Consider the following 15,143-nt stretch of genomic DNA (forward strand, 5'->3'; position numbering starts at 1 on the left):
TTTGCTGCATGTTCGAATGATTGGAATTGACAGGAGCAGCCTCTGGGCAGCCTTGTTATTGAGATTGGAGTGCCTATGATTACTTGTAAAAATGATCGTCTTCTTGAACTGTTGTGGTTCGTCGGTTACTGCATTGAGTTTCCTGCTCAGTTGGCGGTGCGTATCGGTGGGGGTGCTGAGTGGAATCGGAGAGTCATGTATCGGGCAATCAGAGAGGGTTATGTAAAGCTCTTTCGGAAGAAGCATCATCGGCATGTGATTCGGTCTCTGAGTTTGACGGAAAAGGGATTTGATTATGTGGCACAACATGATCCTGAGGCATGGGCAATGATCCATTCGCGCATCAGCAATTCCGACCCTGTCTATCATGCATGGATTGAAAAGATCCTACGTCTCCATGCCATTGCGATTGGAACGGTCATGGCCAATGCTGCAGGCGCTGAGATCCTGCAGTCCAGGAAGCCATCACTCATGTCTCCCGCAAAGCGTGCAAAGAACTCCATCACCCCTGATCCACAATGCGCCTATTATTATGTGCCTCATGAATTGCGAACTGCTATTGAAGAGTACTCGCCGGAATCTGTTTCCAAGAGTTCCCGAACGATAGGCATCATTGTAAAAGGAAGGCAGTGTTACTTCCTTTATTATACTGGTATCAGCCGTATCTATGGCTGTTTTGTCAATAGCAGCCGTGAAATCGTTTCATACATCGATGAATCCATGGGGATTCTCCCGCAGGACGAAGCTGAGAAGTACTTGAACCTACTGAAGAAGGCTCTTTCCGGCAAACTTGGGAAGAACCTGATCGATATTATCTTCTCTACTGAACAGGTAGCTGACAGCGATGAGCATCGCCTTCTCATGGCACTGCGCGATTCGGAACTGAAAGACGGTGAGATCCGTGAGGAGTTCTATCAAAAAGTCATCGAGTCTCTTGACCTTGGGGACAGCAACTACCTCATCCTCCTGGCACATGACACATACGATGTCCCCCATAAGAATAAAAACGACGAGATGGATGCAGATGCATCCGATGCCGTATTCGCTTATGTCGTTTGCTGTGTCTGTCCTGTGAAGGAGCGCAAAGCGGAGTTGGGTTTCTTCCCCGGAGACAATGAGTTCCACAGCTGTGCCGGCCAGATCGTTGCCGCACCGGAACTTGGATTCTTGTTCCCAGCCTTTGACGATCGTGCGGCCAATATCTACAATGCCTTGTTCTATTCCAGAAAGGCAGATGAGATCCACCAGGAAGTCATCGACAGCGTATTTCATACCACAGCCCCCATGTCTGCCGCTGAGCAAAAGGAAGCGTTCCAGAATGCTCTCAGCGAAGCTTTGGGTGATGCCTGCAATATGGAACTGGTCCAGTCTATCCATGACAGGCTCCGCGACCAGATTGAACAGCATAAGGAGAGCCATGCCCCCGAACCGCTGGAACTCTCCGTCAGTGATGCGGCAGCAATCCTGCGCGATAACGGTGTGGAAGAGGAGAAGATCCTTGCGTTCCGTGATAGTTGTGCCACTCAGTTCGGTGATGGAGCAACGCTGAACCCGGCCAATCTGATTGATAGCGGCCGCTTTGAAGTTAAGACCGCCGATGCGACAATTTCGGTCGATCCGGAGCATAGCTACTTGGTTGAGACAAGGATCATTGATGGCCGGAAGTACCTGCTCATTCCCGCAGACGAGGATATTGAAGTCAATGGGTTCGGTGTACGGGTCAAAGGCGAGTAAGTGAAGATCGACCATACCCACATAAACATTTAAAATACATTCTTCAGATAATGGTGGCTTATTTGTCCGACCTGACAAACAAAGTCGAGTTGATTTGAACTTAAAAATTGCTACACTAAAAGATTACCGTAGCGGGGCTGATTTCACGCCATATGTGGTGTATAGAATCAAATTCGGAAGTACCAATTAACTGGGATAATTGTGTTTCCCAAAGATGGACAGCCCTTGTTCAATTTGAGGGCTGTTCATTTTTTTTGGTGGATAAGAATATACCTGCAATCTGGTGATCAGGTATTTGCGTGTCCTAAAGACTGGGTCCGTATTATTGGACAGCCTTGGTGGTATTTTTATTGTACAACCACTGAAAGGAGCATCTGTATGGGATTGTTTGGCAATTTGTTTGACTTTGATGGCGATGGTTCGACTGATGCGCTTGAAACGGCGCTCGGACTGAGTATTGTATTCTCTATTGGCGCGGACGAGAAGGAAAACACAACTGCTGAAGATGACGATTTTAATGAACTCGGTGAAGACTTGTTTGAATCGGGAGTTGAAAAACTTGAATCCTCGCGCGAGGAACTGTCTGAGCTTGAGGAGCAGTTGATGGATATGGAGTGCCGTGAACCGGATGATATCTTATCGACTCGGTATGAACGGTGGGAATCGAGAAAAGAGCAGCTTGAAGAACAAATCTCTGACCTCAATGACGAGATTTCAGATCTTGAGCTGGAGTATGAGGTGTAATCATGTACGATGAACACGATTTCGATGATTTCTGCGATGACCATTTTGATGAGTGCGAAGAATGTTATGAAGAAGGTTATGATGAGGGTTTCGAGGCTGGCAGACGCAATTCAAAAAAGTGCAGCAGCCCTATTAAAAGTAGCTCGGACGGCTGCTATATTGCGACAGCCGTCTATGGTTCGTATGATTGTCCGGAAGTCTGGACACTGAGACGATTCCGCGATGAAGTTCTCAGGGCAAGCGTTCTTGGCAGATTGTTTATTCGAAGTTATTACGCTGTATCGCCTGGATTGGTTAGACATCTCGGGTCTAAATCACTGTTCCAAAAAACTGTCAAAAGGGTCTTAGATTCATTTGTTACCCGCCTCAAAAAAGCTGGCTTTCGTGACACACCTTATCATGGCAGATAATGAAGTAGATGTGGCACATATTTGTATGCTTGTCGGCGGTTTGAAAGTAAAGTAGGCAATATTCTTATAGACCGTCTGGCGGACGTTTGGATCGGCCCGATGGAGCAGTACCGAAATTATAACCAGTTCCAGAAATGCTCTAAATGTGAACTGCTTCCGTATTGCAGAGGCTGTCCGGCTGTAGCATATGGGGAAACAGGTAGTTTCTACTGTGCTGATCCTCAGTGCTAGAAGATAAACTGAGCGGTTTTGCTCAGAAGCATGCTTTCAACTGGGAAGTGAATGCAAAATGTTGAATCGGGATTTGTTCAACCGCGCTTTCGAATATGATTTTCAAGCAATCGTTGATTATGTAAAACTCGGCGGCGATTTGAATGTGATAAATGGTGATGGCGAGTCGCTGTTCTGTGTATTCTTGGAAGGATACACAAACGAAGGTGATACTTCACCAGAGGAGCAACGAGAACTTGAAAGTCATAGTGATGATTATGATTTTTGGGAAAGTCATCTGGATGCTCGTCTGACAATACCATTGGAAAAGAGAAAGAGCGGTATCTTGTCGCAGCTGGACTTTTTCTTTGAACATGACGTTGATGTAAATCTCTGTAAGCTTCCGAAGAATGGTTCTGTGATGACTCCTTTGGCAATTGCTGTTTGTGACGAAGACTATTATCTGACCGAGTATCTCTTAAAGCATGGAGCGGTTCCCAAAGTGCGACTCTTTGATGAGTGGTCAGTAAGACAAGATGAAACGTTTTTAGCTGATCACATGTCTTCTCTTTTGGAAGACGCAAGGGGGGAACGGGCACGCAATGCAGAGGCTATCGATAAACTGCTTTCTGATTACGGGCAAATCTAAGAAATAATCATTCTTCTGCTTTGGTTGCATCTTGACGAGGTATGTCAACCACAGATACCATACCATCAGGATGAGCGCGCATCCAGAAAAGGAGAGCCACAATGAAGACTGCTCTTTACTATATCAGGACCCGCTGCAACTATTCTCAGGGTATGGTAGCCAGAGAATTGGATGTATCCCGTCAGATGCTTAGCGCCTGGGAAAATGGGACAAAGACTATTCCAAAGGCGAGAAAAGAAGAATTGGCGATGTTGTTCGGAGTCACTGTTGAGATCCTGGAAGAACAGGATGGATCTACTATCCGAAGCTATTGTGACAGGCCTATGTTTTGCTGTGTTTGCCAGGGACGCCAGGTGTTCTCTTTCCGTCCGAAAAGCGATCATTCCAGGGTGTGGCTTGAGACACCTCGGGAGGATCGTCCCGAAGCCAGGTGCAGAGAACTGATGGACCGGAAAAACGCAGTGTTGGAGCTTATCGATCAAACCATGCGGTTTGATCCTGAGCATCAGGCAGAGCAGCTTCCTGCCATGGAATTGTCTGTCTCATTACTCGAAGAATTCGGAAAGCTCCTTACCTGCTGCGGCAGTATGGAACCGGAATACCGAGGACGCTTTTTGCAATTTGTTCTGGAGCAGGAGGAGATCCTCACTGCCGTTTTAGGTGAGGGCACCAAAGAACACTGGGATGAGTGGCAGAAACAGCAGATCCATCTGCTGCGTTGCCGGTGGGGGAAAACGAATCGGACGGCAGATCGCAGGAGAATCGGCGTTGAAAAGGTTGACCCGCGTTCCGTTTGGGAGCAGATCAACCAGTGGTATCAGCGGGCTAAGACAGCCGGCTGGGACCGGGCAGAGATAGAGTGGCGTCTCAATCAAATTCTGGAACAGGAGCATGAACATGAATTGGATTGAACTTCATACAAACACAAGGTACTCCGATGTGCTGTCATTCATTGAACCGAATCAGATGGTTTCTGCGTGTGCAAGGCATGGCTGCCAGGCAGTGGCAATCACGGACCGCAACACAGTCCAGGCTTACCTGTCTGCTGAACAGGAAGCAGCCAAAAGAGGTATTGCTCTGATCTATGGGTTAACGATTGACTGCATGGATCGGGATGACCGGTATGCAGTCACTTTACTGGCAAGGAACCTGAAAGGGAGAGACCAAATCTTTGACCTTGTAAAATTGCTGAAGGAAAACGAGGCTTCCTTTGGACGGTGTGTGACCCGACAGCAGATAGAAGAGCATCGAGATGGTTTGCTCATGGGGGCAAGTGCCATGGACGGCCAGCTTGTCCGTGCAATTCAACTGCGCCGAAGCAATACAGTAATCAAAAAAGCCGCATTGCGCTATGATTACATAGAATTGCCGCTGGAGCCCTATGATGTGTCTGCTCAGCTGTGCCGTGTCGCTATGGAGTGCCGTATCCCGGTGTGTGCCGTTCAGAATGCGACGTTGGAAGAGTACTGTGACAGCGCACAGCACCATGCTTATTGCGCCATTGCTCATTTTTGGGGCAAGCAGGAGGAAGCTGCTTGCTACATGCCACCGGAAGAAATTGCAGAGAGCTTTCGGGAACTATATATCCTCCCGGAGGAACAGCCTGTGATCCAACAGGCGCTGGAAGATGGGCCGAAGCAGATCATTTCTATGATTGAGCCAATGCCGTCACTTGGAGAACTGCTGAGGGAAGGAAGGCTCCGGCGACATAAAATCGAGGTGGAGAAGCTGCGCGAAGACGCAGCGCAGAAGCTGGAACAGCAATACGGTCAGGCTGTAGACCAAGCTGTCCGGGAACGATTGAACTGGGAACTGGAGCAAGTGGACCGCGCTGGTGCAGCCGGCACGATCCGCCTGCTGCGGGAGATTCGTGCAGCGCTGGCTGATGAAGGCCGCTATATGCTGATAGCGGGCACCTGGAACAGCTCCTTCCTGCTTTACCTCCTGGGGATCACAAATATTGATCCGCTGCCGAAATCTCTCTCGGACAGCGGCTATGGTCTGTGCCCTGTCTCCCTGTTCTGCACGGGAGATAACCTCCTGTCGATAGAGATCCGCGTGTCCGCTGATTCTGTTTCTATTGTGAAAGAGAGGCTCGCAAGTCTATGCGGTGGGGAAATGGTTGAGGTCTGTCCCACGGACCGCCGAGTGGAGGATGATGAACTGCTGACAGAGATCATGGACCGCTATTTTCAGGAATGGTGTAATCCGGAAGAGCAAAAAGCGCTTCGGGAAGATGGCTCATTTTTCTGGCGTATCACTCATGAAGCAAATGAGGTCCAGTTGCACGGTGCGATGCCGCTTTTGTGTTGGATGCCGGATACAGAACACCTTCCGACCACTCGGAGGCAGGATGATCTGCAAATCGAGTTGGAGTTGGAGTGCTGGAATATTGATGTACCTCATATTCGCCTTCTGTCTTCTGCTGTACTGGAAGCTTTAGAGGCATGTGAGCGGAAGACTGGTGTTCGCTCGAAGTCCATTCCGCTGGACAGTCCGGATGTGTTCCGAGCAATTGTAAGCGGACCGCCTGAAGAAGAATTGGCAGGCATTGATGCTGCTTGCCTGCTTGCAGGCAGCAGGAAAACCAAACGGTTCTCGGAGATGTGTGATGCCCTGAACGTTCATGATGTTGGAAGTCTATGCCGGGCATTGAGCCTGAATCACGGGACTGGCATTTGGATTGACAACCAGGACAAACTGTACCAAGAGGGCAGAATAATAGCCGAACAGATCATTACCTGCCGCGAAGATGTATATCGCTACCTTACGGCAAGAGGCGCATCTCCGGAAGAGACCACGTCCTTTATGAACGTAGTTCGCAGAGGCAAGATAAAGGGAAGAGACTTTACAGGAACAGAGCGAACTTTGCTGAAGCGCTGTAAAGCAGAAGAATGGTTTATTGCCGTTTGCCAGAAGGTGGAATATCTCTTTCCGGAAAGCCACTCCATTGCATATGCAATCCTGATGATTCGACTGGTGTGGTATGTGCTTCATTATCCGGATGTGACTGAATCCCTGATGATAGATGCGGCAATGCAACTGCTGCAGGAATGATCGTTGGTTACGGTAGCAGGTAGATATCTGCTGGGCGGTTGATATGACTCAAAAAGAGATGTAAAATCATGTCAAGAAAAGGCTTCTTGGGACGACTGATATCCTGCAATGCTCATGAGGGGTAAAGGAAGGAGACTATTATGCTTGCTTTCATTATTCTTGGAATCATAATCTTGATTGTGATCGTTGTTCGTGCTGGAACGCGCAACACAAACTCCGCTGGTCATAATACACCAGCGCCGAAGACGATTCGTTGTCCAAACTGTGGAAGCCAGGCGACGGTGAAGGGTGACCATTGGGAATGCGGTTGGTGTGGTGATTATGGGCCGTTACGCTAAGAAAATGATGTGGTCGGTACACGATGAAAAGGAGAAAAATGCTATATGGAATACGACAAATTGATCGCAGAGATGTCTCTTTCGGATGATGTGGAGGGCTACTATGTTTTGAAAGCTGCATATCCCAAGACGACCGCTACCGGTAAGCCGTTTCTGAGTGCCTCCCTGTCGGATCGATCCGGCTCCATCGAAATAAAAGTATGGGACTATTCGGGTCCCATTTCCTCTGCAGATGAAGGCAATGTTGTGAAGATCCGTGGCACTGTCTCTGAGTTCAGAGGTGCACTGCAGATCACGGTTGATCGGATCCGTTTGGCTGACGGCAACGATACATATGATCTTTCCGCATTGGTCCCGGTGGCGCCCATTGATGTGGATGCCACCATGGCCGAAGTGCAAAGACTGATCAATTCGATCGCTGATGCCGATTACAGGAAGATCTGCAGCACAATGATGGCCCGACATAAGGAGTCCCTGAAGACGATCCCGGCCGCCAAAAGCGTCCACCACGGCTTTATTTCCGGGCTCCTGATGCACACTGCGACCATGATGAAAACGGCTGATTTCCTAGCTGGCGTTTATGGGGATATCATCGACCGCAGCCTGCTGCTTGCCGGCACGTTCCTGCATGACTTCGCCAAAGAGAGTGAGTTTGCCTTCTCTCAGCTCGGCCTCGTCACAGAATACTCGGTGAAGGGGCAACTCCTTGGCCACCTCGTGATGGGCGCACAGGAAGTTGCCAACGTAGCTGCGGAGCTTGGTATCCCTGAGGACAAGTCCGTTTTGTTGCAGCACATGATCCTCTCCCATCACGGGGAACCTGAATTCGGCGCGGCAGTGAAGCCTATCTGTGCGGAAAGCGAGCTGCTCTCCCAGATCGATATGATCGATAGCCGGATGGAAATCTACCGTGAGACCCTGGCCAACCTACAGCCGGGCGAGGTTAGCAATCGAGTATTTGCACTGGATAAGCGTGTCTATAAGCCGTAACACATCTCCACTGTGGACGATTTGATCCGCCGCTCGTGGTAGATTTGCAAGGGCACGGGAGTATCTGAATGTCACTAGTGTGTAGCCTGTGGTATGATCTGATAAATCGAGTGATTAGTTTTCGTGTAGCTTTGTGTGGTAGCAATCGTGGCAGTGATTAGAAAAATAAAAGGTGTGGTTCCTTATGGCTATGATTCTGATCTATGGCGCTATTATTTATGGGTTTGCTGTAGGGATAATCAAGTACACAATTATTCCATTGCTTCAGTATTTCCGTGACAAGAATAATGAGAAACAAGAAGATGACCAAATGCCAAAATGAAATGAACCCCGTATATACTATGTCAGGTTTTTGGGGCAGATATCTTTGCTGCAGAATGGGAGTACAATATGCCGTTTGAAATTGTCCGAAACGATATCGCCAATATGCAGGTAGACGATATTGTCAACACGGTAAGCCGCAAACCAAGCATTGGTTATGCTTGTTCTCTTTTATTGATGATGTCGTTGATGCAACACGGTCTGGTAAAAGCTTTGACGATGAATTGAGAGCCTTTGAAGCGGAGGAGACAAAGAAAACCGGAAAGAGAAAGAAGGAAAAGAAATGATTGGAGCAATCCTGGGTGATATTATCGGAAGCCCGTATGAGTTTGATGCGGGCGATAAGACAAAAGACTTTCCTCTGTTTTCCGAAGAATCACAGTTTACTGACGATACGGTCATGACGCTGGCGGTTGCACAGGGATTCATGGATAGCCCGGAAGGAGCGGATGATGAGACAATCCGTGAAAACATTGTCAGGACTATGCATGAACTCGGGCAGCGCTATCCAAACGTCGGGTATGGAGGACGTTTTGGCATGTGGTTGTTTCTGGAAGGGTACGAGCCGTACAACAGTTTCGGGAATGGTTCGGCTATGCGTGTCTCCTCGGCAGCCTGGCTATATGATAATCTGGATGCGGTTCGGCACGCCGCTCGGCTCTCTGCCGAAGTGACGCACAATCATCCGGAGGGTATCAAGGGGGCAGAGTCAACGGCAGCGGCCATTTTTCTGGCCCGTACTGGCCACAGCAAGGACGAGATAAAGACCTATATTGAGGAGAATTTCGGCTATGATTTGAATCGTACCTGTGATGAGATCCGTCCCACCTACCATCACATTGAAAGCTGTCAGCGGACTGTTCCAGAGGCCATCATCGCATTTCTGGAAGGAATCGATTTCGAGGATGTTATCCGTACAGCGGTATCTTTGGGCGGCGACTGCGATACGTTGGCAGCTATTGCTGGAAGTATCGCTGAGGCGTTTTACGGCGTTCCTGAGGCGTTGAAGGAAGAGTGCCGACTTAGATTGCCCGAAGATATGAGAGCAGTTCTCGAGCGCTTTGATGGTTATTTGAAAGGGACTCGATGATGAAGGATACGTACTTGGCTGGAAATGAAATTATTAAAAATGCACTGGCTGAAACCAATGCTGAAATGAATGACAATGTGGTAATGAATTCGGTAGATGCTGGTCAACAGCGTATCATGGAATCTAAAAAGCCTTCTGAGGATAACTACAAGCGTGAAAACCTGCTTCTTGAGAAAGCTATTCAATTTGCTACGATTAAGCATGCTAGTCAACTCCGGAAGGAAACTACGACGCTCTACATTGTTCATGCATGATGACTTCTCATTGGTTGGCTCTACGATATCAATAGGAAGGTGAAATTGATGGATATTCTTTGCCCTATTCACCACAAGCAATTGACCATCGAGCATAAAAGGCTCAGTTTCCATGGAAATACGCTTCCGGTTGTTATCGGTTGTTGCCCTCTTTGTCGAACAAGATATATCAATCGAGTTCTAATGGCAGGCATTAAAGCCTTTTCCTTGGATGGGATCCGATATGAACTTCTTTCAGACCTTATCAGTGCATTTCCTATAGATTATGAAAAAGAGAAACGCTTGCGCATCGAAAACGAACTGAAAGAAGCTCATGAGGAAAAAAAGAAGGTAAAATTCAAGAAGCAACAGGAGGCTATGAAGCAAAAAAAAGTTGCTGAGGTCGCCACTTTGAAAAAAGCCCTGTCGGCAAATCCGTATATGGTTTATCACCCCGCTTTTCTCAGGATATGTGACAAGTATCCAGATGTCTGTCCGTATGACAGTGAGCCTCTTGTATTTGTACAGCGGCCAATGAAACATGGCTATTCCGGCAAACCCGGTTGGTGTTGTTTATACTGTTCTCGTCTATATTGGTTAAAAACTGAAAAAGAAAAATATGACAAGGAACAAGTTGCGCAGGCTATCTCAAAACGAAAAGAGTTTCCGAAAAACGCGAGAACTGCGAAACAGACACAGGCAGCAGCGTCTAAGTTACCCAACGAGACGATGCAGGCGACTTGTCTCGACTTGCCAAGTAGTTTCAGCGGTCAATTCCCCGATCTGATCTTGCAGGCCAAAATTAGGACTCAAAAGCGGGGATTGGCACCAGGATGTGTTTCTATTGTATCCAACGAGAAAGTGCAGTCGGCCAAAAATGGAATCTATTGGGTTGGTCGGGCTCTGTCATCTGCCATCCTTGCTGCAGTACAAACGAAGCATAAAGAATTCTTGTATAAAGAAGAACGGTATCAAATCATAGAGTATCGTTCGTTTGCGGACACGCCGAAATATCTGAATATTATCTCTCGATTCTGCAATCCATCATCACCGCAACCTGTTTACATTTTTGCGCAGAAAAACATCCAGCATTATAACAATGAAAACTACGAAACCGTTACGGCCATGATTCCTTGTTCAAACACAAATTATCCGATACCACTCACTGTTTATTACGAACGATCCACGCATATGTATTTTATGAATGATGCTACATATTCAAGCGCCAGGCAGAGATATGGGCTTCCTTATTTGAGGCTTCACTTGGCGACCCTATTAGGAACTTCAACCAGCGGATTCGGAGAGTTGAAGCAGCATTCCGAATTGAATCTATTGGGATATAGCGTAAGTCGCTTGGATGGGCTGGATACCGCACAACGGCGAGCCTTGCTCAAAGAAATAATGAATAGTGGGGCTCTCACCAAGGCCGAGATTATGAATCACTTGGAATGGCTAATTAACACAAGAAGTTCTCAGCCAAACATGATCAATGCAGTCGGTGAATGGAAGAGTGACTTGGCTTATATTGCAAATTATGACGTTTCTTCTCAACGACGAGTTTGGGTCAACCAGTTCAAATCACGATTTTTCTAATAGTGCATAGTACTTGGTACCATCCAAAGTAATCCATATTCCAGAATCTGTAGTTGAAGGGAAGAAATTGCAGATCCTGAAGAACTTGACGATCCAGTTGTTGTTCCTGATAGAATATCTTGTGTCCCAGTTTCGCCCGATGTCGGCAAGCGGTCTTTTGAAATGCTGTTTTTGATAGCCGTTGAAATACCGTTGGAAGACAAGGTTCCTGCTTCTATTAAACGCTGTTTATCCAAATGGAAACGACTATTCGGAAGAACATTATTATCGGTGCAGTACATCATACCAATTACTTACCAATTACTTAAATCCCCCTAATTATGGCATTGGCCATCGGATGACGAATAGCTAAAAGAAAATGTCGCAACCTGGTGCGAGAGTCTCTTGCTGTAACAAGTGGACTGTGGTATACTTAATGTCGATATTTGAGACCGGAGGTCGAAAGGTATGGCTATTTCCTACAATAAGCTCTGGAAACTCCTAGTCGATAAGAAAATGAGCAAAGCCGATTTGCGTAAAGCTGTCGGTATTGCACCTAATACGATGACTAGACTGCGCCGGGACGAGGAGGTTACGCTCACGGTGCTTAATAAAATCTGCGCCGCTTTGGGCGCAGATATTGGTGATATTATGGAATTCTTGCCGGAGGAAAAAGCTGAGGAATAAGTCCGGGTTTTGGGACAGTAAAAGCTATAGAATTGTTGTTAATCGAAGGCCTCGAGTTTTAGTGTTTTTAAAAAAGCTTTCGTGGGCCGAACTCGAAATTGTGAAGCGAATCCCACATTCTAGGGTTCAAATGGCACACTGATCACTCGGCTCGACTCTTCAGAAATCGACGTCCTTTCGATAATGTTTGGCAGATATTTCGATAATTTGACGAGGTGACAATACTATGAGCAGATACGATAATCCTTGCTTTGACGATTGCAGAAAGTGGATACAGAAAAAGCGGGAGCGAGGTGCGTCCTGGCAGGAACTGCAGTTTGCCTGCAAATGTAGTGAAGAGGAACTGAGCGCGTTTCTTTCTTCTCGTGTTGTGGAGGACGACTGGCCAGCCTTGTCTGCGGATGAATGGAAGGATCTGATTTCGGAGATTGAAGAATATGAAGATAAGCAGAAGAATCTGATTTTCAGAGGAAATGATGGAGCTCTATTCGATGTCAATCAGGATAACGGGCTAAAAGTTCCTGAAAATGAGAGGTCATGCTGGCAGCTTTACAAAAAAAGTCTGGGCTGGAATCCGGAATCTGTTCAGGATCTTGAAGATGCGACAATCGGTATTTTGCGTCGTTTGAGCAGTGATACGCGTGAGGTTGGGCCTATCAAAGGTCTCGTCATTGGTCATGTTCAGTCTGGCAAAACAGCAAATATGGAAGCTTTGATGGCAATGGCTGCAGACCATGGCTGGAATATGTTTATTGTTCTGTCCGGTACCATTGAAAGTTTACGACTGCAGACGCTGAAACGTATGCAGAAAGACCTTAACCAGGAGGGTAATCTTATCTGGCGAGGTATAGAGCATCCGTCAAAAAAATCTCAGTATGGTGAGCGGGCACAGGACTTCCATTTTGAGCCGAATGCCCAAAGCAGATACTTTACAGTTTGCCTGAAACATGCCAGCCGTCTGAAAAATCTGATCGATTGGATCCATGCAGATAAGGCTTCGCACGATCTCATGAAGATCCTGATTATCGATGATGAGGCAGATCAGGCAAGTATCAGTAATACTGCAGTTGAGTATAAGCAGGCACAGAAAGAGCGCAAGGGTATCAATAAGCTCATTGTGCATCTCGTTGAAGATACCCATTATAAAGACGCGCAGACAAACGGACATGTCCGGGCGATGAACTATGTCATGTACACAGCGACTCCATATGCGAACTTCCTGAACGAAAGCACAGAGGAGTCACTGTATCCGCGCAATTTTATCTGGACGTTAAAAACCTCCAATGAATACATTGGCCCAAATCAAATCTTTGGCTTCAATGATCCTGCAAAGCCCGATGGCCTTGACATCAAGAGGACTATTACTGATGAGGATCTGGATCGCATTGCCAAACTGTATGATGGCGAAATGGCTGACCTCCCTGAAGGCCTGAAAGATGCTATCTGTTGGTTTGCCTGCGCTGTGGCTACTATGCGGAATTGGGGCTATAAAAAACCAATCAGCATGTTGGTACATACAAGTCAGAAGCAAGCAAATCATGATGCGATTGCGCGGGCTATCGCCCGTTGGACAAAGGCTGCTGTAAAGAACGGAGACTTTCTCGTCCGCTGCGAAGCCGTTTACAAATATGAAACGACCCGGATCACCAAGGCAATGTGGCACGAACAATTCAGTGAGTATGGTGTACCTGTCGACCAAGTTCATGACTATTTGCCCTTCAAGGAAATAATCCCTGAAATCCAGGAACTGATTGCTGAAAACATGAAGCATATCAAGATGTCTGAAAGCGGAGATCTTGAGTATTGCAGAAGCTTTCATCTGGTAATTGATAACTGTTCAAAGAACGGAATGACGAGTGAAAACGAATATGTCCGTCTTGCATACCCTGATCCTGATATGCAGCCGTATCCAAGTCCTGCACCTGCATTTATCATTGTTGGCGGCAGCACATTGTCCCGCGGACTTACAATCGAAGGACTGGTCAGTACATTCTTCTTGCGTGCATCCTGCCAGGCCGACACACTGATGCAGATGGGACGGTGGTTTGGATACCGGCGCAATTATGAACTTATGCCGAGAATCTGGATGACTTCAGATACTTGTGATAAGTTTAGATTCCTGTCTGAGCTTGAAGTGGATCTGCGCGCAGATCTGAAAAAATATATGATTTCTGATGTGACGCCTTTGGAGTATGGGCCAAGAATTCTGAGCTCTCCCAAAGTTTCTTGGCTCAGGCTTACATCCAAGAACCATATGCGAAATGCCAAGGCTGCAGAAATGGATTTTTCCGGGGCAAAACCGCAGACGTTTATCTTCGATAACGATGTCTCTGTCCAGGAGAAGAATATTAAAATAGTTGAGACATTTATACATAGTCTCGGTACCCCTATGGTTTCTGAAGGTCAGAACGGACTCTTCTGGACGGGGATTAAACTTGAGAAGATCATGTCTGAGCTGCTAATCAACAAATTCAGCTTTTCAAATCGCTCCCGGGTGTTCAATGAAATCGGTGCCTTCTGTGAGTGGATCAAGCAAATCGCATCAGAGAATGCACTTGAAAGCTGGAACGTCATTCTAGCTGGAAACGGGCTGATAAAGGTGCGCGAAGAAGCCGAGGATTCTCATCACTGGATTGTTTCGGGCTATCAGCTTGGAAAAGTCAATCGTAGTAAACGAAAGCTGAACGATGATCTTAATACTGTGATTGACATCGGTGTGCTTCGTTCCTTACGTGACCATGTAGCAGATATTGCTCCAAAGTATGTGCAGGAAACAATAACCAAGCAGGAACAGGTTGATGCAATCCGTAAAACTGCAGGCAAAGATAAAATCCCGCTGCTTATTCTTTACCGGATTGATAAGGATTCGAAGAATCGGTTTAACAGTAAAGCCAGAGAGGACCTGAACTTTGATTGTGACATCATGGGCCTCCAGATTTGTGTGCCTGGTGATCAGGTCAATAAAGACTTCTGTAAAAAGCTGACTATCCAATTGCCAGAAAAGGACAAGGAAGACGAAGTTGAGGAAAAAGTTTGAAACAACGTAATAATCGGGGAAGCCCGAAAAAGGGCGCAAAAACAGAACCGCAGGCACTGCGGCAAAAGTAA

The 15,143-nt window shown here is 47.0% G+C and carries 15 protein-coding genes; all 15 read left to right on the forward strand.

Features of this window, described 5'->3' with window-relative positions:
* Positions 1 to 75: 75 nt before the first annotated feature.
* The gene (locus JQM68_RS07980; RefSeq protein ID WP_328283725.1) at positions 76 to 1,734 is read left to right on the forward strand and encodes a DUF4317 domain-containing protein; all 1,659 of its coding nucleotides are present in this window, start codon (positions 76 to 78) and stop codon (positions 1,732 to 1,734) included.
* A 378-nt stretch (positions 1,735 to 2,112) separates the two neighbouring features.
* Positions 2,113 to 2,478, forward strand: coding sequence for a hypothetical protein (locus JQM68_RS07985; RefSeq protein WP_235222477.1), 366 nt, complete (start codon positions 2,113 to 2,115; stop codon positions 2,476 to 2,478).
* Positions 2,479 to 2,480: 2 nt separating this feature from the next.
* Positions 2,481 to 2,888, forward strand: a complete 408-nt coding sequence (locus JQM68_RS07990; protein ID WP_235222478.1) for a CFI-box-CTERM domain-containing protein — start codon at positions 2,481 to 2,483, stop codon at positions 2,886 to 2,888.
* 21 nt (positions 2,889 to 2,909) lie between these two features.
* A complete protein-coding gene (locus tag JQM68_RS07995; RefSeq protein WP_235222479.1) occupies positions 2,910 to 3,119 on the forward strand; it encodes an SPASM domain-containing protein in 210 nt (69 codons plus the stop codon).
* Positions 3,120 to 3,177: 58 nt separating this feature from the next.
* On the forward strand, positions 3,178 to 3,747 hold the full coding sequence (locus JQM68_RS08000) for a hypothetical protein (RefSeq protein ID WP_235222480.1): 570 nt from the start codon (positions 3,178 to 3,180) through the stop codon (positions 3,745 to 3,747).
* A gap of 101 nt (positions 3,748 to 3,848) precedes the next feature.
* Entirely contained in the window at positions 3,849 to 4,658 is an 810-nt protein-coding gene (locus JQM68_RS08005; RefSeq protein ID WP_235222481.1) for a helix-turn-helix transcriptional regulator, read from the forward strand.
* Positions 4,645 to 6,804 (forward strand): PHP domain-containing protein, encoded by a 2,160-nt coding sequence (locus JQM68_RS08010; RefSeq protein WP_235222482.1) that lies wholly within the window; start codon positions 4,645 to 4,647, stop codon positions 6,802 to 6,804. Before JQM68_RS08005 ends, JQM68_RS08010 begins: the two co-directional genes overlap by 14 nt.
* A 383-nt stretch (positions 6,805 to 7,187) precedes the next feature.
* Positions 7,188 to 8,132 carry a 3'-5' exoribonuclease YhaM family protein gene (locus JQM68_RS08015; protein WP_235222483.1) on the forward strand — a complete coding sequence of 315 codons (945 nt, stop codon included), beginning with the start codon at positions 7,188 to 7,190 and terminating at the stop codon, positions 8,130 to 8,132.
* Positions 8,133 to 8,316: 184 nt separating this feature from the next.
* Positions 8,317 to 8,454, forward strand: coding sequence for a hypothetical protein (locus tag JQM68_RS08020; RefSeq protein WP_235222484.1), 138 nt, complete (start codon positions 8,317 to 8,319; stop codon positions 8,452 to 8,454).
* A gap of 68 nt (positions 8,455 to 8,522) precedes the next feature.
* Entirely contained in the window at positions 8,523 to 8,681 is a 159-nt protein-coding gene (locus tag JQM68_RS08025) for a hypothetical protein (RefSeq protein ID WP_235222485.1), read from the forward strand.
* Positions 8,682 to 8,736: 55 nt separating this feature from the next.
* On the forward strand, positions 8,737 to 9,543 hold the full coding sequence (locus tag JQM68_RS08030; RefSeq protein ID WP_235222486.1) for an ADP-ribosylglycohydrolase family protein: 807 nt from the start codon (positions 8,737 to 8,739) through the stop codon (positions 9,541 to 9,543).
* Between the two features lie 14 nt (positions 9,544 to 9,557).
* A complete protein-coding gene (locus JQM68_RS08035; RefSeq protein ID WP_235222487.1) occupies positions 9,558 to 9,797 on the forward strand; it encodes a hypothetical protein in 240 nt (79 codons plus the stop codon).
* Between the two features lie 48 nt (positions 9,798 to 9,845).
* Entirely contained in the window at positions 9,846 to 11,369 is a 1,524-nt protein-coding gene (locus JQM68_RS08040) for a hypothetical protein (protein ID WP_235222488.1), read from the forward strand.
* A 447-nt stretch (positions 11,370 to 11,816) separates the two neighbouring features.
* Complete coding sequence (locus JQM68_RS08045; protein WP_235222489.1) at positions 11,817 to 12,035, forward strand: helix-turn-helix domain-containing protein; 219 nt, start codon at positions 11,817 to 11,819, stop codon at positions 12,033 to 12,035.
* A 226-nt stretch (positions 12,036 to 12,261) separates the two neighbouring features.
* Positions 12,262 to 15,072, forward strand: a complete 2,811-nt coding sequence (locus tag JQM68_RS08050; RefSeq protein ID WP_235222490.1) for a Z1 domain-containing protein — start codon at positions 12,262 to 12,264, stop codon at positions 15,070 to 15,072.
* The last annotated feature ends 71 nt before the right edge of the window (positions 15,073 to 15,143 follow it).

This window comes from Oscillibacter valericigenes, assembly GCF_021531435.1.
In the GTDB taxonomy this organism is placed as follows: domain Bacteria; phylum Bacillota; class Clostridia; order Oscillospirales; family Oscillospiraceae; genus Oscillibacter; species Oscillibacter valericigenes_B.

What these genes read in the sequence shown, in the direction of transcription:
- JQM68_RS07985 (WP_235222477.1), top strand. Translation starts at nt 2,113, where the DNA reads ATGGGATTGTTTGGCAATTTGTTTGACTTTGATGGCGATGGTTCGACT.
- JQM68_RS08025 (WP_235222485.1), top strand. Translation starts at nt 8,523, where the DNA reads ATGCCGTTTGAAATTGTCCGAAACGATATCGCCAATATGCAGGTAGAC.
- JQM68_RS08005 (WP_235222481.1), top strand. Translation starts at nt 3,849, where the DNA reads ATGAAGACTGCTCTTTACTATATCAGGACCCGCTGCAACTATTCTCAG.
- JQM68_RS08050 (WP_235222490.1), top strand. Translation starts at nt 12,262, where the DNA reads ATGAGCAGATACGATAATCCTTGCTTTGACGATTGCAGAAAGTGGATA.
- JQM68_RS07990 (WP_235222478.1), top strand. Translation starts at nt 2,481, where the DNA reads ATGTACGATGAACACGATTTCGATGATTTCTGCGATGACCATTTTGAT.
- JQM68_RS08040 (WP_235222488.1), top strand. Translation starts at nt 9,846, where the DNA reads ATGGATATTCTTTGCCCTATTCACCACAAGCAATTGACCATCGAGCAT.
- JQM68_RS08045 (WP_235222489.1), top strand. Translation starts at nt 11,817, where the DNA reads ATGGCTATTTCCTACAATAAGCTCTGGAAACTCCTAGTCGATAAGAAA.
- JQM68_RS08000 (WP_235222480.1), top strand. Translation starts at nt 3,178, where the DNA reads ATGTTGAATCGGGATTTGTTCAACCGCGCTTTCGAATATGATTTTCAA.
- JQM68_RS08030 (WP_235222486.1), top strand. Translation starts at nt 8,737, where the DNA reads ATGATTGGAGCAATCCTGGGTGATATTATCGGAAGCCCGTATGAGTTT.
- JQM68_RS08015 (WP_235222483.1), top strand. Translation starts at nt 7,188, where the DNA reads ATGGAATACGACAAATTGATCGCAGAGATGTCTCTTTCGGATGATGTG.
- JQM68_RS07980 (WP_328283725.1), top strand. Translation starts at nt 76, where the DNA reads ATGATTACTTGTAAAAATGATCGTCTTCTTGAACTGTTGTGGTTCGTC.
- JQM68_RS08010 (WP_235222482.1), top strand. Translation starts at nt 4,645, where the DNA reads ATGAATTGGATTGAACTTCATACAAACACAAGGTACTCCGATGTGCTG.
- JQM68_RS08020 (WP_235222484.1), top strand. Translation starts at nt 8,317, where the DNA reads ATGGCTATGATTCTGATCTATGGCGCTATTATTTATGGGTTTGCTGTA.